The following is a 19,182-nucleotide window of genomic DNA, read 5'->3' as shown; positions in this document are numbered from 1 at the left end:
CCAGCACCGTCACCGACGCCCGCCGATCCGGGAGCGCAGGATGTCGATGCGCTTCTGGATCTGCTCGATGCTCGCCTGCGCCACGGCCGGGCCACCGCTGATCCGCCGGAGCTCGGCGTGGATCGACCCGTGCGGCTCGTTGGCGTGCCGCGACCAGATCGACACGAGCCGCTGGAGCTCGGAGCGCTGCTCCTTGATGGTCATGTACATCGGCCGGTCGGGCTCGGGAGCCTTGGGGGTCCCGTCCTTCACCGCACGACCCTTGGAACGCTTCGCCTGGGTGGCCTGGCGCGCCCGGAGCAGGTCGCGCACCTGGTCGGGTTCGAGGAGCCCCGGGATCCCGATGAAGTCGAGTTCTTCGAGGGAGCCGATCTCGCCGCCGGTCCCGAACTCGCCGCCGTCGTAGAGGACCCGGTCGAAGGAGGCCTGCGAGTCGAGCGCCTCGAACGGCTGCACGTCGAGCAGGCTCTCCGAGGCACGGTCTTCCTTGTTGGCCTCGGCGACCATCGCGTCCTCGGGGTTGTACATCCCGTCGTCGGCGTCCTTCGGGCGGTCGAGCGCGTGGTCCCGCTCGAGCTCGAGCGTCGCTGCGAGGGCCATCAGCCCCGGGACGCTCGGCAGGAACACGGAGGCGGTCTCCCCGCGACGCCGGGCCCGCACGAAGCGGCCGATCACCTGGGCGAAGAACAGCGGTGTGCTGGCGCTCGTGGCGTACACGCCGACGCAGAGCCGTGGGACGTCGACGCCTTCGGACACCATCCGGACCGCGACCATCCACCGCGAGGTGTCGGCGGCGAACGCCCCGATCCGGCTGGACCCGGCGGCTTCGTCGGAGAGGACGACCGTCGGCCGCTCCCCCGTGATCTGCTGCAGGATGCGGGCGTACGCGCGTGCCGTGGTGGTATCGGTCGCGATGACGAGCCCGCCGGCGTCGGGCACGCCGCGACGGACCTCGGTCAGGCGCTTGTCCGCGGCGGAGAGCACCGCCGGCATCCACTCGCCTTCTGGTGAGAGCGCGGTGCGCCAGGCCTGCGCGGTGATGTCCTTGGTGACCTGTTCGCCCAGGGACGCCGACATCTCGTCGCCCATCCGGGTCTTCCAGCGCATCTGCCCGGCGTACGCCATGAACAGCACCGGGCGGACGACGCCGTCGGCGAGGGCGCGTCCGTAGCCGTAGTTGTAGTCGGAGATCGAGGTGCGGATGCCCGCTTCGTCCGGGGCGTACTGCACGAACGGGATCGGTGCGGTGTCCGAGCGGAACGGGGTGCCGGAGAGGGACAGCCGGCGCGTGGCCCCGCTGAACGCCTCCCTGATGCCGTCGCCCCAGGTCAGGGCGTCGCCGCCGTGGTGGACCTCGTCGAGGACGACCAGGGTGCGGCCGCCCTCGGTGATCTTCTTGTGGACCTCGGGGTTCATGCCGACCTGGGCGTACGTGATCGCCACGCCCTGGTAGTGCCGGCCGAACATCCCGTCGCCGTTCTTGAACATCGGGTCGATGCGGATGTTGACGCGGTCGGCGGCGTCGGCCCACTGCCGCTTCAGGTGCTCGGTCGGTGCGACGACGACGATGCGGTCGACGGTGCCGCGGGCCAGGAGCTCGGTGGCGAGACGCAGCGCGAACGTGGTCTTGCCGGCGCCCGGGGTGGCCGCCGTGAGGAAGTCGCGCGGCTCGGTCTCGAAGTACTTCGTGAGCGCTTCGACCTGCCAGGCGCGGAGCTTGGACGCGGTCCCCCACGCGGCGCGGTCCGGGAACGCCGGCGACAGGTGCTCGGCGGCCGCGTTGCCCGCGATCTCCGCCAGTTCGGCCGGCGCCAGTTCGACCGACGACTGCGGGACCCCGGCCGACGACGAGGCGAGTTCGGCCGACGACGAGGCGAGTTCGGTGGACGACGCCGTGGCCGGATCGGGATGGACACCGCCGGCCGCGGCGGACTGCTGCTGTTCGTACTCCGCTGCGCTCACTTCAGGCGATTCTACCGTCACCCGATGTCCTGCCGGGCATGCGGCGGACGCTGCTCGGGCGTGCCGCGGACGAGCGATGCGGGTCGCAGCACGCCGGCGCCGAACCGGGCGGTGACCGCGTCGACCGTGGTCTCGGTCTCCCGCCACGGCGCGTCGTCGTCCCACAGCGCGTTGCTCGCCGCGGTGGGCACGAGGTTCTCCCCGCGGACGCCGATCAGCCGGATCCGGTTGCCCTGGCGGTGCAGTACGTCGTAGAGCTCGACGGCTTCGCGGTGGATCCGGCGGGCGACGTCGGTCGGTTCGGCGAGGGTGCGTGAGCGGGTCAGGGTGGTGAAGTCGGTGTAGCGGACCTTGAGGGCGATGGTCCGGGCCTGCACGTCGGCGCGGCGCATCCGGACGGCGACCTTCTCGGCGAGCCGCAGGAGTTCGCGGGCGACGGCGTCGCGCTCGGTGAGGTCGGTGCCGAACGTGACTTCGTGCCCGATCGACTTCTCGCCAACGGCGGTGTCGACGACCCGCGGGTCACGCCCCCAGGACAGGTCGTGCAGGCGCTGTCCGCCGGCCGGGCCGAGCGCGGACACCAGGGAGGCGAGCGGTGTCGTGGCGAGGTCGCCGACGGTGCGGATGCCCCGGCGTTCGAGGGTCTCCTGCGTCTTGCCGCCGACGCCCCACAGCGCCGACACGGGCTGCGGGTGCAGGAACGCCACGGTGTGTTCCGCGGGGACGACGAGGAGGCCGTCGGGCTTGGCACGGCTGGAGGCGAGCTTCGCGACGAACTTCGTCGAGGCGGCACCGACCGAGCAGTGCAGGCCGGTCTCCGCGAAGACCTTCTGCCGGATCGCCTGCCCGATCTCCCACGGGGTGCCGTACAACCGAACGGCGCCGGCGACGTCGAGGAACGCCTCGTCGATGCCGAGCCGTTCCACCCGCGGAGTGAACTGCTCGAACACGTGCATCACGGCGGCGGACTTCGCCTGGTACTTCTCGAAGTGCGGCTCGACGATCACCGCGTTCGGGCACCGTCGTTTCGCGACGGCCATCGGCATCGCCGAGTTGACGCCGTACTTGCGGGCTTCGTACGTGGCGGCGGTCACCACGGAGCGGTCGGAGTCGTGTCCGACGATCACGGGCAGCCCGACGAGGTCGGGGCGGTCGAGCAGTTCGACGGAGGCGAAGAACGCGTCCATGTCGACGTGCAGCACCGTCGCGGTCAGGTCCGCGACCGGTCGGTCGGAGACGAGCCGGTTGCGTCCGTCCTGCTTGCTCACGAGGAGATGGTGCCACCGACCGCCGACATCCGCGTCGCGGCGCCCGCGACGACGGGCATCCCGACCCGCTCCGCGAAGAGCGCGAGGGACTCGTCGATGCGCCCGAGCGCGTGCACCCGGGCCCGCACCGCGTCTCCGGCGTCACCCGGGTCGGCGGTCGCGACGACACCCTCGAGCACGTCCGTGATCCGCGTCCACGCGGGCGAGCCGGATGCGTCTGTCCCGGGGCCGGCCACGACGCGGTCCGCCAGCCGGTCGACGGATGCGGCGAGGACCTCGGCCGCACCGCGCAGGGTGGCGGGCACGTCCACCGGGGCCGCACCGGGCCTCCCGGCCAGCTCCCTGGCGAACGTCGCCGCCGCCTGCAGGGACGCACGCATCCGCGCGTCCGCGCGCGCCGGCCCACCCGTCGGGAACCGGACCATCGGCTTCAGGACCGCCTCCAGCTGGTAGGTGGCGGCGTCGACGGCGCGTGACCGGGCACGCAGGTCCGGTGCCGCAGCAGGCGTCGGACGGGAGGCCGGGGTCGGGTCCGCCGCGTCGGCGGGCTCCGTCTCGTCGACGTCCACCCCCACGGTCGCCAGCACGAAGGCACGCACCGCGACGAGCTGCCGCCGCACCGCCCGGCGGACGACGCTCCGCGTGGCGAGCGGGAGCACCACGATGCTGACCAGGATGGCGATCGTGGCGCCGAGCAGGTTCTCCGCGAGCCGGATCGGGATGAGCGCGTTGGTGAAGGTGCCGGAGAAGTCGTAGACCTGGCAGAGCACGACGACGAGACACGCGGCCCAGACGGCGTACACCCCACCGAACCCGTACGTGCCGACGGCGAGCAGCACGCAGACGAGCACCATCGTCACCCAGGGGTGGTCGGTTCCGAGCACGTGTACGAGCGCGATCCCGACGATCCCGCCGACGACCGTGCCGACACCGCGGTGGATGCCCTTGCGGACGCGTTCGTGCGTGGTGTTCGTGCCGGCGAGGACGATCATCACGCCGATGACGCCCCAGTAGAAGCGGCTGCCGTCGAGGAGCAGTGCGAGCGGTTCGGTGATCGCCACGGCGATGGCGGCGTGCACCGCGGTCCGGAGCGACGCGGTCATGTGCAGCCGGCGCCACGGCCCCTCGGCGACCGCGTCGGCGACGACCGGGACGGCTCCGGCGGGACGGCCACCGGCCAGGATCACCGGCGACGCGAACGGCACGCCGTCGCCGCTCCGCGGGAGCTCGTCGGCGACCTCGCGCCAGCGGAGCCCGGCGGTCCGGAGGTCGGCGAACTCGCGGGCCATCCGGTGCACGAGCACGGTGGTCCGCGATGCCGGGTCGGCCGCGGAGGCGGTGATCGCGAAGCGTGCGGCGAGGGTCCGGCCGGCATCGTCGCCGGCGCTGCCGCCGTGCCGCAGGACGATCGTGACCGCGCGGAGGGCCGCGTGGCGGACGTCCTCCGGAGCACCCTGCTCGACCAGGGTCGCTGCGGCACGGCCGAGCTCGTCGATGGCGAAGTGCGTGTCGAACACCAGGCGGTGCAGCTCGTCAGCGGCGTCGGTGCCGCTCGCCGCCAGCATCCCGTCGACCGTCAGCGCGATCTCGTGGTACTGCGAACGACGTCGTGCCAGCCGCCGGAGCGCACGAGCGCGGGCACGGGAGTCATCGGCGACGGCGAGGGCGGCCGCGGAGGCCTCGAGGACGTCGGCCCCGCGCGCCAGGAACCCGCGCCGCACCCGCAGCAGCGACCGGTACGCGTCCGGCCGGAGGAACACGGTCCGGATCACGATCGTCGCCGCCAGGGACGCCGCCACGACGATCGAGAGCGGCAGGACGCTCGTCTCCGGCAACGGCAGGAGCAGCCCGCACAGGTACCCGGAGAACGCCACGATCGCGGCGTCGGAAGCCCACTTCCCCCACTGGAACGCGAGGAACTGGACGAAGAGCAGCACCACGATGAGCACGAGCTCGAGGATCCGGAACGGGTGCAGGGCGATGCTGCCCGCGAGCGCTGCCACGAAGGGCACGATGACGGCTCCCGTCCGGCCCGCCACCCGCCCGGCGCTCGGGTCGACGATGACCAGGCAGGTGATGAACGCCGGCATCGCGCCGATCATCAGGCCGAGGACCGCCGGCAACCCGAACTGGAGCGCGACGGCGTACCCGACGGCCATGCCCGCGGGGACGCAGAGCAGGGTGCGGAGCGCGCCCTCGCTCTTCACGAAGCCCGGGTCGAGGACGAGGAGCCGGTCCCAGAGTCGCTGGCGCGGGCTCCGCAGGCGGGGCGGGAGGCGATGCGTCGGTGCTGGTCGGCGGTCCGTCGTCACGGGTGGGAGGCCTCCGGCTTCGGTCGCTGTTCGGACCCTCATAGTACCGCAGTTGAACTAGTTGCCGATCGGCCCGCCCGCTAGTTGCCGATCGGCCCGAGCACCTCGCTCGCGATCGTCCGCGCCGCCGAGTCCCGCGACGACGGGTGGTACTGACCGGCACGGACGTCACGGGCCAGCCGCGCGAGCTCGCTCGACGCCCGGTAGGCGCCGCCGCCGACCACCCGCATCGCCTCGTCCACGACGTGCTGCGCGGCGTCCACCGCGCGCGCCTTCGTCCCCACCAGGAGCGGGAACCAGCGCGCACCGTGGTCCTCGAGCTCGTCGACGTCCCGGGCGAGCGCGTCCACCTGCAGCGCGACCGCGTCGACGGCGCCGCGCATGTCCGCGATCGCCCGCCGGACGTCCGGGTCTTCCGAGCGCGGGGTCCCGTCCATCGCGCGGCGCTCCCGGACCTGCGCGACCGCGAGCTCCAGGGCACGCGTCGCGATGCCGACGTACACGGAGGCGACCAGCAGCTCGAACGCGGCGAAGACCCCGAACACGAGCGGGTCGGCGGTCGGCCCGACGGGCAGGGTGCGCACGATCCGGTCCGCCGGCACGTGCACGCCCTCGAGCAGGGTGGTGCGGCTCTGCGTGGCCCGCATCCCGAGGGTGTCCCAGTCGTCGAGGTGCCGGACGCCGCCGTCCGCGCGCACGGCGAACCCGTGCACCAGGCGCGGCGCCTCCCCCGTCGTGTCCCTGCCGAACACGCTGAGGACGTCCCACGCCGGTGCGAGCGAGGTGAACACCTTCGTCCCGGTGAACCGGTACCCGCCCGCACCGTCCGGCTCCGCCGTCGTCAGCGAGTCGAAGAGCACGCGGTCGTTCCCGGGTTCGCTGACCCCGAAGGCGAGCAGGCGGTCCGCCGCGGCGTGGTCCGTGACGGACTGGAGGAACGACCCACCCCGCGCGGACACGCTGCGGGCCGCCTGCACCCAGACCTGGTGCATGCCGAGCGCCAGGGCCGTCGCCGGTGCGGCTCCGGCGATCGTCCGCTGCACGGCCGCGGTGGCACGGAGCCCGAGGCCGCTGCCGCCGTCCGCGATCGGCACGCCGATGCGCAGGTACCCCGCCGCGCGGAGCTCGTCGAGGTCCTCGGTGCAGAACGCGTTCTCCGCGTCGTACCGGGGAGCACGCTCCGCGATCCGGGTGAGGAGGTCCTCCGGGACCGTCCACGGCTTTGCCTTCGTCATGGCACGAGACTATGTTCCGAGGGGTGTCAGATCGTCATCCCTGGTCCAGGTACGTCGCGATCGGTGACTCGTTCACCGAGGGACTCGGGGACCCCGACCCCACCGTGCCCGGCGGGTACCGCGGCTGGGCCGACCGGGTCGCCGAGGTGCTCGCGAACCAGACCGACGACTTCGCCTACGCCAACCTCGCCGTCCGCGGACGCCTGCTCCAGCAGATCATCGACGAGCAGGTGGAGGACGCACTCGCGCTCGGCCCGGACCTGATCACCGTGTCCGCCGGCGGGAACGACATCATCCGCCCGGGCTCGGACCCGGACGAGCTCGCGTCCCGGTTCGACAAGACCGTCACGGAGCTCCGCCGCGACGGCGCGACCGTCGTCATCTTCACCGGGCCGGACGTCGGGATGACCCCGGTGCTCGGGCTCGTCCGCGGCAAGGCGGCGATCTACAACGAGCACCTGCACGCCATCGCGCTGAAGCACGACGCCCTCGTCGCCGACATGTGGGCGCTCCGGGTGCTCCGCGACCCGCGCATGTGGGCGCCGGACCGGCTGCACCACTCCCCGATGGGCCACGCGACGATCGCGGCCGCGGTGCTCGACGCGCTCGGGGTCGACCACGAACTCGCCCCGTTCAACCCCGAGCCGCTCGCGGCCCGTCCCTGGCGGGAAGCCCGCGCCGAGGACCTCGGCTGGGCACGGGAGTACCTCGTGCCGTGGGTGGTCCGGCGAATCCGGCACACCTCGTCCGGTGACGGCATCAGCCCGAAGCGCCCCGAGCTGCAGACGGTCCTCGAGCACAAGAGCGACACGCCCTAGCCCACCGTCGAGGGCGGCCTACGCCCCTTCGAACGGGTTCGTCCAGCGCCACCAGATGCCCGGGTCCGGGATCTCCTGCTCGAGCACCAGTGGCACGGTGACCGCCTTGTGGTCGGTGATCGAGAAGCGCACCCGGCCGACGCGCTCCCCCTTGGTGCCTGTGGTGACCGAGTCGAGCTTCGTCGTCGCCTTCACCGTGGTCTTCCCCCAGACCAGGACCTCCGACGCGGCCTTCGTCACCGCGTCGGTCTCGTCCTTCCACGGGGTCGAGTACGTGCCGAACGACTGGCCGGCGTGCGTCAGGGTCACCACGTGGAAGTTGTCCGCGACCGAGTGCAGGAGCCGCTGGACGTCGTCGTCGAGGGTGTCGTGGTCGACCCCGCCGAGCATCGCGCCGATCACGGTGACGGTCTTGCCGCCCCGCTCGTACGTGGCGGCGAACAGCAGGCACGCGCCGGCCTCGTCCAGGGTGCCGGTCTTGATCCCCTCGACCCCGTCCATGCCGAGGAGCTTGTTCGAGTTCTCGATGTCCCCGACCCCGGGGACGGTGACCGCCTTCGTGCCCACGACCTCCTTCACCACCGGGTTCGCCAGCGCGAGCTGCCCGAGGTCGACGAGGTCGGTCGCGGTGGACTTGTTCGCCGCGTTCAGGCCCGTCGGTTCCTGGATCGAGGTGTCGTCCAGACCGTGGTCGTGCAGCCAGGATGCCGCAGCGGTCTTGTACGCGTCGAGCGACCCGAACGCCCAGATCGCCAGGGAACCGGCGTAGTTGTTCGCCGACTTCATCAGCATGACCTGCAGCGTCTGGTACTCCGACAGGCGCAGCCCGGACGGCATCGGGGCGACCTCGCCGTCCACCGCCAGGTACTTCGCGTACAGCCCTTCCATCTCCGACGTGAAGTCGATCGTCGGACCCGCCTGCCCCTGCGCCAGCGGCTTCGCGTCGAGCACCACGAGCGCGGTGACGACCTTCGAGATGCTCGCGATCGACCGCGGCTTCGTGTCACCGCTCGTCCGGAGGCTCTCCGGGAAGTCCGGGGCCTCCACCGCGGTGGCGCCGTACGACGGGAACGTCAGCGACGGCAGCGTCGCGGTCGGGGCGGCGTACGACGTGGTCGTGGCGCTCGCCGGGGAGAACGGCACGACGGCCGCCGCGACGAGGTACGCGATCGCCAGGATCAGGACGGCGACGACCGAGATCGTCACGGGCCTCCGGACAGCGGAGCGGGGGCGGCGGACGACACGTGACACGGGAATCGAGCGTACCGGGGGGCGGTACCGGCCGTCTGGGGAACCGCCGGGGTGTGGAGAAGCCGGACCGAGCCTCCCGTCCGGGGGTTCCGGACCATCGACGAGACCGCGGCCGCTGCGGGCTGCGTACTCCTGTGCTTACTGCGTCCGCTTCGCCTGCTGGGCGGCGGCGACCGCCCACAGGCCGACGGCGCTCGCCGCGGCCACGTTGAGGGAGTCGACCCCGTGGTGCATCGGGATCCGCACCGTCGTGTCCGCCGACGCGATCGCGGCCGGCGTGAGGCCCTGCCCCTCGGTGCCCATCACGAGCGCGACCCGCTCGGGGACGTCCGCGGCGAACACGTCGAGGTCCACCGAGCGGTCCGTCAACGCCATCGCGGCGAGGTGGAAGCCCTGCGCGCGGAGTTCCTCCCCCGCCTCCGGCCAGTCACCGATGCGGGTCCACGGGACCTGGAGCACCGTCCCCATGCTCACCCGCACGCTCCGGCGGTAGAGCGGGTCGGCGCATCGCGGGCTGACCAGCACGGCGTCCGCACCGAGCCCGGCGACGCTCCGGAACACCGCGCCGACGTTGGTGTGGTCGACGATGTCCTCCAGGACGACGACCAGCCGGGCGTCCCGCACGACGTCTGCGACGCTCGGCAGCTCCGGGCGCTGCATCGACGCGATCGCGCCACGGTGCATCCGGAAGCCGGTGAGCTCCTCGAGCAGGGCGTCGGGGCCGACGAACACCGGACCGTCGTGGTCGGCGACGAGCGGCAGGACGTCCTCGAGCCACTTCTCCTGCACCAGGACGCTTCGCGGCACGTGCCCGGCGCGGATCGCCCGCTCGATGACCGTGTTCGACTCGGCGATGTACAGCCCGCCCTCGGGTTCCGAGACCCGGCGGAGCGCGACGTCGGTGAGGCGCTGGAAGTCGTCGAGGCGGGGGTCGTCGAGGGTGTCGATGCGGACGGGGTGCACTGGTCTCGTTCCGTGGGAAGTGGCGGGGGCGGTCGGCTGTTGAGGGTACCGTGAACGTGATGGCGACGAGCGACGCGACCGACGGGACACCCGCTGTGATCGACGGCCTGGACGAGGTCGTCGGCCTCCTCGCGGGCAAGCGCGTCGCCGTGCTCTCCGGAGCGGGCCTCAGCACCGACTCCGGGATCCCGGACTACCGCGGCGAGGGCCGTCGGGTCCGGAAGCCGATGACCTTCCAGGAGTTCCGCGCCGACCCCGCGAAGCGCCAGCGCTACTGGGCCGGCTCGCACCTCGGGTGGCGCACCTTCGCCGCGGCCCGGCCGAACGCCGGTCACAAGGCGCTCGCCGCGCTCGAAGCGTCCGGCGTCGTCTCCGGCGTGATCACGCAGAACGTCGACGGACTCCACCTCCGCGCGGGCTCCCGCCGCGTCGTGGAGATCCACGGGTCGATGGACCGCGCGCTCTGCCTGACGTGCGGACAGGTGTTCGCCCGCGCCGACCTCGCCAGGACCATCGACGGGCTCAACCCGTGGATCGACGAGCCCGGATCCGTCCTCCTGCAGCCCGACGGGGACGTCGAGATCACCGAGGTCGACCGGTTCGTCGTGCCGGACTGCTCCGTGTGCGGCGGGATGCTCAAGCCGGACGTGGTGTTCTTCGGCGAGTTCGTGCCCACCGAGAAGTTCAGCGAGTCGGTGTCGATCGTCGCGGACGCGGACGCGCTCCTCGTCGTCGGGTCCTCGTTGACCGTGAACTCCGGCGTGCGGCTCGTCGACCACGCCGCCCGCCGCAAGCACCCCGTCGTCATCGTGAACCGCGGCGACACGCGGAGTGATCGTCGGGCGGCCGTGAAGGTGGACGCGGGGACGACGGAGACGTTGGTCGCGCTCGCGGCGCGGCTCGCGCTGTAATCCGGGCTGCGGCGCGCTCTGCGGCTCGCGCTGCCACTCGCGCTGCGGCTCGCTCTGCCATGATCGAACGGTGACGACCCTCCTCTACCTCGTCCGGCACGGTGAGACCGACTGGAACAAGCAGCGCCGCATCCAGGGCTCGACCGACATCCCCCTCAACGACACCGGGCGGTCCCAGGCCACCGAGACCGCCGGCCTGCTCGCGCGCCGGTCGTTCGACGCCGTCGTGGCATCGCCCCTCGTTCGCGCGTACGAGACCGGGTCGATCATCGCCACGCGGCTCGGGCTCCCGGCGCCGACCACCTACCCGGGCCTCGCCGAGCGGTCCTACGGCGAGGCAGAGGGCCTCACCGACGACGAGGTCCTGGCGAACTACCCGCACGACGACATCCCGGGGCGGGAGTCCCGCGCGGCGCTGCTCGACCGCGTCACGGAGACCCTGGGCGAGATCGCCGTGCGGTACGACGGCGGTGTGATCGTCGTCGCGACCCACGGCGCCGTGATCCGGAGCGTCGTCAACGCCGCAGCCCCCGGCACCGCCGACCGGCACCACACCCCGATCCGGAACGGGTCCGTGCACTCGTTCCGCTGGGACCCGGAGCGCTTCCACGCGGAGCTGGTGCGCTTCGACGACCCGATCGAGGACGTCTCCGAGGCCCCGGGCAAGTACGCCTTCGACTACCAGAACCCCCTCGAGCGCCGGAGCTAGGGGCCGCCGAAGAACCCGCCGAGACCGGTCGCCCCGTCGGGCCGTGCGGCCTTCGCCTGCGCCGTCCGGATCCCCTGCGCGCCGTCGTCGCCCGTGCGCGGCGCCAGCGGGTCGTCGAGCCCCTCGAGCGCCTTCGCCCGCCGGGCTCCGGTGACGGCGAACACGACGCACATCGCAACGAGTCCAGCGAACACGATCAGCAGCGTGGCGAACACGACGGCCCCTCTCCGTTCCTGCCACCGTACCGAGCGTCAGCCAGAGCGGTGCACTCCGTTGCGCGATCGTTGCCCACGGGGCCGCCCATCCAATCGCTCCCCGGACTACGATCCTGTTCACCCAACGGCCCGGACCCGCGCGTGAGGGGGCGACATGACGATGGACGGACCCGGCACGGGCGGCCGCCACCGCGACTGGCCGCCGCGGGACGACGACGACCTCGATCGCGCGTTCGGACCGGACACGGCGTCGGTGCCGGTCCGGACGACGCCGCAGCGCGTGCGCTCGTGGTCGCTGCTCCTCGGCGGGGTCGTCGTGGTCGCCGTGGTCCTCGTCGTCGCGCTCTCGATGATCATCGGCAGCGTGCAGACCGGCGTCGGCGGGATCTTCCCCCGCCCGGACGCCACCCTCGCGAAGTTCACCTCCGAGGCACGGACCATCGACGGTGTCGCTGGCACGTCCACCGCCGAGCCGACGAAGACGTCGTTCGCGAGCTACGACGTCACGGCGACCGTCACCACGACCCCGGGCCTCGTCGACACCGCACGCGAGGACCTCGTCGACCGCTTGAGTGCCGCCGCCGCGGACACGAGCGGGAACGGCGTGCACGTCTGGGCCGTCGCGGACTTCGGTGACGTCGAGGTCGGGATCTCACCGTCGGACGAACGCACCGAGCAGCGGCTGGCCCTCGCGTGGACGGTCCGGGCGATCCCCGGCGTGCAGGAGGTGCACTGCCTCTGGACGACGGCCGGCGAGAGCCGCTCCGACGAACCGGACGCCCAGGCCGTCACGGTCGAGACGGCCCCGACCGGGGTCGATCAGCACACGGCACAGACGCGCGTCGCCGAAGCCGTGCACAGGGTGTTCCCGGACGCGACGGTCGAGGTCGCCCCCGCGAAGTCCTGACGCTCACGTCGCCGCGAACCCCGGCGACGCGTCAGCCCCGCCGCCCCCGCGCCGCCACCGCACGCTCGACCGCCTGCACGACCTGCTCCGCAGACTCGTCCCACCGGAACCGCCCCGCACGCACGACGGACTCCGTCGACGCAGCGACCCACCGCGCCTCGAGCCGTCGCACCGCAGCGGCCACCGCGGACGGCGATCCGGGGTCGAAGTACTCCGCCACGTCCGCGCCGATCTCGCGGAAGATCGGGATGTCGCTGACGGCGACGGGCGTGCCGACCCCCATCGCCTCGACGAGCGGGATCCCGAACCCCTCGTCGTACGACGCCGTCACGAGTGCCGTCGCGGAGCGCAGCGCGTCCAGGTACTCCTCGTCCGATGCCCCGTCGTGGAACACCACGGCGCCCGGTCCGGCCAGCGCCGACAGCCGTGCACGATCGGCCTCGGACACCCGCGACATGCAGTGCAGTGTCCAGTCGGCGCCGAGCAGCGGCAGCGCGGCCACCAGCGTCTCGACGTTCTTGTACGGCATGAACGAGCCCATGTACACGAGCGTGCGGGTGCGGCCGTCAGCAGGCGACCGCACGGACGCCGGGTCGGCAGCGTTGTACGCCACGGTCACCGGGCGCTTCGTCAGCCGGTGTGCGGCGATCAGCCCGGCGGTCGTCGCGGACACCGTCACGACCCCGTCCGCACCGTTCAGCAGCATCCGCTGCGGCCACCACGCCAGGTGGAACGCACGCCACCCGAGCCGCAACGGCCACGAGAACTCCCGTGGCGGTGTCCGGTTCCGGTAGTAGATCAGGTCGTGCAGCGTCAGCACGAGCGCGTACGACCGCCCACGCGAGCCCATCGTCTGCATCGGCGAGAACACGGCGTCGAGTCCGAGCCGGTTCACGTGCCGCGCGACGAGCGGCTCCCCCGCGTCGGTGGGCGCCGGGATCCGCTCCCACGGGATGCCGTCCGGCAGCGACTCGAGCTGCCGCTCGTCGTTGACGAGCAGCACGAAGTCGTGCCGGTCCGGCAGGTTCGCCACGATGCCGGCGGTGAACCGGCTGATCCCGTCGTGCCGTCCGATCCGCACGTAGCGGCAGTCGATCCCGATCCGCAGGCGGCTCACGACGTGCGCTCCCCGCCTCGGTCCGGCCGGGAGGCTCGGCTCGCCCTGGCACCGCGCGCCGGCTTGGGTACGGGGTCGGCCATCCGGCGCAGGGTCGCCTCCGCGGCGGCGGCGGGGGTCTCGTAGTGCACCAGGTGCCCGACGTCCGGGATGACGACGAGCTCCGCGTTCCGCAGGCGGTCGGCGAGTGCGCGCTGTTCCGGGACGGCGGTGATGTCGTCACGCTCCGCGGCGATCATGAGCACGGGCACGTCGATGCGGTCGGCGTACTCGGACACGTCGTGCGTGACCGAGGTCCGGAACGCCTCGAGCACGCTCGTGCGGTTCGCGAACGCCGAGAAGTACCGGTCGTGCTGCTCGTGCACCCATCGGCGCATCTCCGGGTCCCGCGACTTGAGCATCGCGATGCTCATCACCCGCACGATCGCGCGGTTGCGGAGGAGCCCGAGGCCGACCGGCCGGGGCAGCGCGGCGCCCGCGCGGTAGTACGCGATGGCGATGCCCGTGCCGACCGCGCGCGGGCCCTGGAGCGCTGGGGCGGCGATCGGGTTCACCAGGACGAGCAGCCGGGTGTCGAGGCCGGCTGCGACCGCTGCCGACACCACGATCGAGCCGAACGAGTGCCCGAGGACCACCGCCGTGCGGTCGAGGCCGACCGCCGCGTGGAACGCACGGAGCCACGCCACGTAGGAGTCGACGTCGGAGACCGCGAGCGGGTCGGAGATGCCGAAGCCGGGCAGGTCGGGGACGATCACCCGGACACCGACCAGGTGCGCCGCGATCGACTCGAGGCCGTGGTGGTCACCGCGGAACCCGTGCACGGCGAGGACGGTCTGCGCGGCGTCGGCGGGGCCGTACTCCCAGTAGTGCGTGGTGCGGCCGTCGACCTCCACGGCTCGGTGCACGACGGGCGTCGACGCCATCAACGACGAGTACGGGGAGAGGACCGGCGGTTGCATCCGCGCCAGTCTATGGAACGCACTCGGGAGCAGCCGCCTATCGTGTCCGGAGCGGGCCTCCAGCCACGGGTCCGTCGATGACGACGAGGAGCACGGTGACCTTCACAGCCCCGATCCAGCTGCCCGGACTGACGCTCGACCCTCTCTGGTACAAGCGATCCGTCTTCTACGAGTGCATGATCCGGTCGTTCGTCGACTCGAACGGGGACGGCACCGGCGACCTCCAGGGGCTGATCAGTCGCCTCGACTACCTGCAGTGGCTCGGCGTCGACGCATTGTGGCTGCCGCCGTTCTTCAAGTCCCCGCTGCGCGACGGCGGCTACGACATCGCCGACTACAAGGCGATCCTGCCGGAGTTCGGCACGCTCGAGGAGTTCCGCGAGCTCGTCACGAAGTCGCACGAGCGGAACATGCGCATCGTGATCGACATGGTGATCAACCACACCAGCGACCAGCACGAGTGGTTCCAGCAGTCCCGCGAGGACCCGGACGGCCCCTACGGCGACTTCTACGTCTGGCGTGACACCGACGAGCACTACGAGAACATCCGCATCATCTTCGTCGACACCGAGGAGTCGAACTGGACCTTCGACCCGGTCCGTCGGCAGTTCTTCTTCCACCGGTTCTTCTCGCACCAGCCGGACCTCAACTTCGAGAACCCGGCCGTCGTCGAAGCGGTGTACGACGTCGTCCGGCACTGGCTCGACCTCGGTGTCGACGGCCTCCGGCTCGACGCGATCCCGTACCTCTTCGAATCAGAGGAGGGCAACGGCGAGGGTGAGCCCGAGACGCACGAGTTCATCAAGAAGCTCCGCGCGATGGTCGACGAGGAGTACCCCGGGCGTGTCCTGATCGCCGAGGCGAACCAGTGGCCCCGTGAGACCGCCGCGTTCTTCGGCACCGACGAGGAGCCCGAGTGCCACATGGCGTTCGACTTCCCGGTGATGCCCCGCATCTTCTACTCGCTCCGCGCCCAGCACGCGAAGGAGCTCTCCGCGATCCTCTCCGAGACGCTCGACGTGCCGGAGAGCGCCGCGTGGGGCGTGTTCCTCCGCAACCACGACGAGCTGACGCTCGAGATGGTGAGCGAGGAGTACCGCCAGGCGATGTACGGCTGGTACGGCTACGACCCGCGGATGCGGTCGAACATCGGCATCCGGCGCCGCCTCGCTCCCCTGCTCGACAACTCCCGTGCCGAGCTCGAGTTGATCCACGCGCTGCTGTTCTCGCTGCCCGGGTCGCCGTTCCTGTACTACGGCGACGAGATCGGGATGGGCGACAACATCTGGCTCCCGGACCGCGACGCGTCGCGCACGCCGATGCAGTGGACCCCGGACCGGAACGCCGGCTTCTCCACCGCCGACCCGGGCAAGCTGTTCCTGCCGGTCGTCCAGTCGCTCGTCTACAACTACGCGCAGGTCAACGTCGAGGCGCAGCTCGCCCAGTCCCGTTCCCTGCTGCACTGGGTCCGCAACGTGATCCACGTGCGGAAGGCACACCCGGTCTTCGGGATGGGGTCGATCGCGGTGCAGCAGACCGACAACGAGAGCGTCCTGGCGTTCGTCCGCTCGTGGGAGGGCACCGGCACCCAGTTCGGTCCCTCCGCCGAGGACGTCCTCTGCGTGTTCTCGTTCGCGGTCAACGCCACCACGGCGACGATCTCCGCACCGGAGTTCGCGGGCCGCCCGCTGTACGACCTGTTCGGCGGCAGCTCGTTCCCGTCCTTCGACGAGGAGGGCAACGTCACGCTGACGCTCGGGACGCAGTCGTTCTACTGGCTGCACGTCGGCGCCGCACCGAACGCGTGACGTCCCGCGCGGCGACGGGGTGTGTCGGTGCGTCCGGTTAGCCTGACACCGTGACGTTCACGACAGCACAGCTCGACACGCCGACGCCGGCGCAGGACCTCTCGACCCGGCCCTGGTGGCACGCACTCGGGGTCTTCGACCTCGAGACCACCGGCATCGACGTCGAGACGGCACGGATCGTCACCGCGCACGTCGGCCTGATCGACATGACGGGTCGCAGCATCGTCGAGGGCTCGTGGCTCGCCGACCCCGGTGTGCCGATCCCGGAACAGGCCTCGGCGGTGCACGGCATCAGCACCGAGCGCGCCCAGGCCGAGGGGCGTCCCGCCGGAGAAGTCGTGGCGGAGATCGTCGCCGCGATCGAGGCGGTGTTCGCCCGCGGGATCCCGCTCGTCATCTACAACGCCCCGTACGACCTCACGCTGCTCGACCGGGAAGCCAAGCGGCACGGCATCGCGTCCCCGGTGATCGGCAACGTCGTCGACCCGCTGGTCATCGACAAGGCGCTCGACACCTACCGCAAGGGCAAGCGCACGCTCGAAGCGGCGGCAGAGGTCTACGGCGTCACACTCTCCGACGCCCACGACGCCGGCGCCGACGCGATCGCTGCCGGCCGTGTGGCGCAGGCCATCGCGGTGAAGTACCCGGACGACCTCACCGTCTCCGCGGAAGAGCTACACCGCAAGCAGGTCGGCTGGTGCGCGGACCAGGCGGTCTCGTTCCAGGAGTACATGCGCAAGAAGCGCGACCCCTCCTTCACCGCCGACGGCCGCTGGCCCCACCGCACCGCCGACTGAGGCGTCCCCGCATCCGCGGTGTCGAACGGCGCCGCACAACGGAACCCGGCTCGAACCACGAACGTCCGTGGTTCGAGCCGGGTTTGCTTGTGCGACGCCGATCCGCACCGCGGCACGCGCGCGAGCGACCGGCACGCGAGCGACCGCGCGACCACGCGAGCACGCGAGCACGCGCGCGCGCGACCGCGGAACGCGAACGGGCGGCCCTCCCGAAGGAGGACCGCCCGTGGAGCGCGAGGCTGCTTACTTGCTGAAGCCCTTGAAGCGCTGGTTGAACTTCTCGACGCGACCGGCCGAGTCGAGGATGCGCTGCTTGCCCGTGTAGAACGGGTGCGACGCGGACGAGATCTCGACGTCGATCACCGGGTAGGTGGCACCGTCGAGCTCGATGGTCTTGTCGCTGTTCGCGGTCGAACGCGTCAGGAACGTCTCACCGGAAGCCAGGTCGCGGAAGACGATGGCGCGGTACTCGGGGTGGATGGCGGTCTTCATGGAGATTCCTCGGGGGTGGTTGCGGTGTTGAGAGAAGGGGCGGATGCCCCGGAAGTCATTGGCTCACGCCAGCCGTCCACGTTACCAGATGGCAGGCACGATGTGGGGCAGGACTCAGGCTGCGCGCGCCGTGAAGCGCCCGGAGTCCTTCGTCACGGTGAGGTCGATGCCGAACGCCTCGGTCAGCGTGGCGTCCGTGAGGACCTCGTCGATGGGGCCGGCGGCCTGGATGTGCCCGTCCGCCAGGATCAGGGCGTGCGTGAAGCCCTCGGGGATCTCCTCGACGTGGTGCGTCACGATGACGATCGCCGGCGAGTCGGAGCTCTTCGCGTAGCCGCCGAGCGTCCGCACGAGGCTCTCGCGCGCGCCGAGGTCGAGCGACGCGGCGGGCTCGTCGAGGAACAGGATCTCGGGGTCGGTCATCACCGCTCGGGCGATCTGCACGCGCTTCTGCTCGCCGTCGCTGAGCTCCCCGAAGGTCCGGTCGGTGAAGGCGCCGAGGCCCCACTCGTCGAGGACCCGCTGGGCGCGGCGCACGTCGAGCTCCTCGTACTCCTCGTTCCAGCGACCCGTGACCGAGTACGCGGCGGTGAGGACCACGTCGATGACCTTCTCGGTCACCGGGATCCGGCGGGCGAGGGCGGTCGACGCGAACCCGATGCGGGGTCGCAGTTCGAACAGGTCGGCGCCGCCGAGCTCGGTCCCGAGCACCTCGACCTCTCCCGAGGTCGGGAAGGACTGCGCACCCGCGACCTGCAGCAGCGTGGTCTTGCCGGCACCGTTCGCACCGAGCACGACCCACCGCTCGTCGTCCTGCACCTCCCACGAGATCCCGTCGAGGATGGTGGCCCCGTTCCGGACCACGGACACGTCTGACAAGCGCACAACCGAGGGCATGCCCCAACCCTACGCGAGCGGACGTGCCGAAACGGGGCACACGCCGAGGGTCACTCCGCGAGCAGTCCCTCGATCTGTCCGAGCGCCAGCAGCATGCCCTCGCGCATCCCCATCTCGAGGAGCTGTTCGAGCTGCTCCGCCGTCGCGAAGTGCGCCGTGTTCGTCATCCTGGTGCGCCCACCGAGGTCCTCGAGGGTCATCACCATCGTGGTGATCGGCATCGAGGTGTCCGGCTCCCCCGACTCGTCGGCGAACCCGTCCTCGATCGTCAGGGAGCGCGGCGGGTCGACCGCGGTGACGACCCAGTAGCCCGGCGCCTTCGACCCGTCTGGCCCGGTCATGAAGTAGTCGCTCCGGGCTCCCGGTTCGAGCGAGTGCCGCACGAACGTCGCCGGCCAGGTCGGCGGACCCCACCAGCGCTCGAGCTGCCGAGGGTCCTCCCACACCTGCCAGACGCGTTCGACGGGCGCGTCGAACTCGGCGGTGAAGGTCATGGTGAGTGCGTCGACGTCGTGCGACGCATCGATGGTGGTGCTCATGTGCCGGTCCCCTCGGGGTCGG

At 71.6% G+C, this 19,182-nt stretch carries 18 protein-coding genes; 6 read left to right on the top strand and 12 right to left on the bottom strand.

Going from position 1 to position 19,182, the window contains the following annotated elements; translation table 11 throughout:
- Positions 1-9 precede the first annotated feature (9 nt).
- The 4 genes from EDF24_RS13545 to EDF24_RS13530 all read right to left on the bottom strand — a co-directional run bounded on the left by EDF24_RS13545 (position 10) and on the right by EDF24_RS13530 (position 6,777).
- Positions 10-1,815, bottom strand: a complete 1,806-nt coding sequence (locus EDF24_RS13545; RefSeq protein WP_123704063.1) for a DEAD/DEAH box helicase — start codon at positions 1,813-1,815, stop codon at positions 10-12.
- Positions 1,816-1,979: 164 nt separating this feature from the next.
- On the bottom strand, positions 1,980-3,230 hold the full coding sequence (gene dinB / locus EDF24_RS13540; RefSeq protein ID WP_123653478.1) for a DNA polymerase IV: 1,251 nt from the start codon (positions 3,228-3,230) through the stop codon (positions 1,980-1,982).
- Complete coding sequence (locus tag EDF24_RS13535; protein WP_185021671.1) at positions 3,227-5,542, bottom strand: FUSC family protein; 2,316 nt, start codon at positions 5,540-5,542, stop codon at positions 3,227-3,229. The genes dinB and EDF24_RS13535 overlap by 4 nt, the downstream gene beginning before the upstream one ends.
- 80 nt (positions 5,543-5,622) lie before the next feature.
- The gene (locus EDF24_RS13530) at positions 5,623-6,777 is read right to left on the bottom strand and encodes an acyl-CoA dehydrogenase family protein (protein WP_123703554.1); all 1,155 of its coding nucleotides are present in this window, start codon (positions 6,775-6,777) and stop codon (positions 5,623-5,625) included.
- Positions 6,778-6,800: 23 nt separating this feature from the next.
- Here EDF24_RS13530 and EDF24_RS13525 point away from each other — a divergent pair, with 23 nt between their 5' ends.
- Complete coding sequence (locus EDF24_RS13525; protein WP_123653481.1) at positions 6,801-7,595, top strand: SGNH/GDSL hydrolase family protein; 795 nt, start codon at positions 6,801-6,803, stop codon at positions 7,593-7,595.
- A gap of 18 nt (positions 7,596-7,613) precedes the next feature.
- Here the strand turns inward: EDF24_RS13525 and EDF24_RS13520 are convergent, their stop codons facing one another.
- Both EDF24_RS13520 and EDF24_RS13515 read right to left on the bottom strand, forming a co-directional pair.
- Complete coding sequence (locus EDF24_RS13520; RefSeq protein ID WP_185021670.1) at positions 7,614-8,846, bottom strand: D-alanyl-D-alanine carboxypeptidase family protein; 1,233 nt, start codon at positions 8,844-8,846, stop codon at positions 7,614-7,616.
- Positions 8,847-8,984: 138 nt separating this feature from the next.
- Positions 8,985-9,809, bottom strand: coding sequence for an RNA methyltransferase (locus EDF24_RS13515; RefSeq protein ID WP_123653483.1), 825 nt, complete (start codon positions 9,807-9,809; stop codon positions 8,985-8,987).
- Positions 9,810-9,868: 59 nt separating this feature from the next.
- On the opposite strand from EDF24_RS13515, the gene EDF24_RS13510 reads away from it, so the two are divergent.
- Positions 9,869-10,720: a Sir2 family NAD-dependent protein deacetylase gene (locus EDF24_RS13510; protein ID WP_123703550.1), complete on the top strand. Its 852-nt coding sequence runs from the start codon at positions 9,869-9,871 to the stop codon at positions 10,718-10,720.
- 70 nt (positions 10,721-10,790) lie between these two features.
- Positions 10,791-11,429 (top strand): histidine phosphatase family protein, encoded by a 639-nt coding sequence (locus tag EDF24_RS13505; protein WP_123653485.1) that lies wholly within the window; start codon positions 10,791-10,793, stop codon positions 11,427-11,429.
- Here the strand turns inward: EDF24_RS13505 and EDF24_RS13500 are convergent.
- Positions 11,426-11,644 carry a hypothetical protein gene (locus tag EDF24_RS13500; protein WP_123653486.1) on the bottom strand — a complete coding sequence of 73 codons (219 nt, stop codon included), beginning with the start codon at positions 11,642-11,644 and terminating at the stop codon, positions 11,426-11,428. The genes EDF24_RS13505 and EDF24_RS13500 overlap by 4 nt on opposite strands.
- Before the next feature lie 154 nt (positions 11,645-11,798).
- On the opposite strand from EDF24_RS13500, the gene EDF24_RS13495 reads away from it, so the two are divergent.
- Positions 11,799-12,551 carry a hypothetical protein gene (locus EDF24_RS13495; protein WP_123703548.1) on the top strand — a complete coding sequence of 251 codons (753 nt, stop codon included), beginning with the start codon at positions 11,799-11,801 and terminating at the stop codon, positions 12,549-12,551.
- 31 nt (positions 12,552-12,582) lie between these two features.
- Here the strand turns inward: EDF24_RS13495 and EDF24_RS13490 are convergent, their stop codons facing one another.
- Together EDF24_RS13490 and EDF24_RS13485 are read right to left on the bottom strand one after the other, a co-directional pair.
- A complete protein-coding gene (locus tag EDF24_RS13490) occupies positions 12,583-13,659 on the bottom strand; it encodes a glycosyltransferase family 1 protein (protein WP_123704061.1) in 1,077 nt (358 codons plus the stop codon).
- Between the two features lie 5 nt (positions 13,660-13,664).
- Entirely contained in the window at positions 13,665-14,627 is a 963-nt protein-coding gene (locus EDF24_RS13485; RefSeq protein WP_123703546.1) for an alpha/beta fold hydrolase, read from the bottom strand.
- 95 nt (positions 14,628-14,722) lie between these two features.
- On the opposite strand from EDF24_RS13485, the gene treS reads away from it, so the two are divergent.
- Both treS and EDF24_RS13475 read left to right on the top strand, forming a co-directional pair.
- Positions 14,723-16,435 (top strand): maltose alpha-D-glucosyltransferase, encoded by a 1,713-nt coding sequence (gene treS, locus EDF24_RS13480; RefSeq protein ID WP_123653489.1) that lies wholly within the window; start codon positions 14,723-14,725, stop codon positions 16,433-16,435.
- 50 nt (positions 16,436-16,485) lie between these two features.
- Positions 16,486-17,232: a 3'-5' exonuclease gene (locus tag EDF24_RS13475; RefSeq protein ID WP_123653490.1), complete on the top strand. Its 747-nt coding sequence runs from the start codon at positions 16,486-16,488 to the stop codon at positions 17,230-17,232.
- Positions 17,233-17,475: 243 nt separating this feature from the next.
- Here EDF24_RS13475 and EDF24_RS13470 read toward each other — a convergent pair whose 3' ends face one another.
- The 3 genes from EDF24_RS13470 to EDF24_RS13460 all read right to left on the bottom strand — a co-directional run bounded on the left by EDF24_RS13470 (position 17,476) and on the right by EDF24_RS13460 (position 19,160).
- Positions 17,476-17,724 (bottom strand): type B 50S ribosomal protein L31, encoded by a 249-nt coding sequence (locus EDF24_RS13470; RefSeq protein ID WP_123653491.1) that lies wholly within the window; start codon positions 17,722-17,724, stop codon positions 17,476-17,478.
- 114 nt (positions 17,725-17,838) lie between these two features.
- Entirely contained in the window at positions 17,839-18,621 is a 783-nt protein-coding gene (locus EDF24_RS13465; RefSeq protein WP_123703544.1) for an ABC transporter ATP-binding protein, read from the bottom strand.
- 50 nt (positions 18,622-18,671) lie between these two features.
- Positions 18,672-19,160 carry an SRPBCC domain-containing protein gene (locus tag EDF24_RS13460; protein WP_123653493.1) on the bottom strand — a complete coding sequence of 163 codons (489 nt, stop codon included), beginning with the start codon at positions 19,158-19,160 and terminating at the stop codon, positions 18,672-18,674.
- Positions 19,161-19,182 lie beyond the last annotated feature (22 nt).

Origin of the sequence: Curtobacterium sp. PhB130 (genome assembly GCF_003755165.1) — a bacterium.
Lineage (GTDB): Bacteria > Actinomycetota > Actinomycetes > Actinomycetales > Microbacteriaceae > Curtobacterium.
Note: the sequence above shows the minus strand (reverse complement) of the source record. Positions and strands in the feature narration are given on the sequence as shown.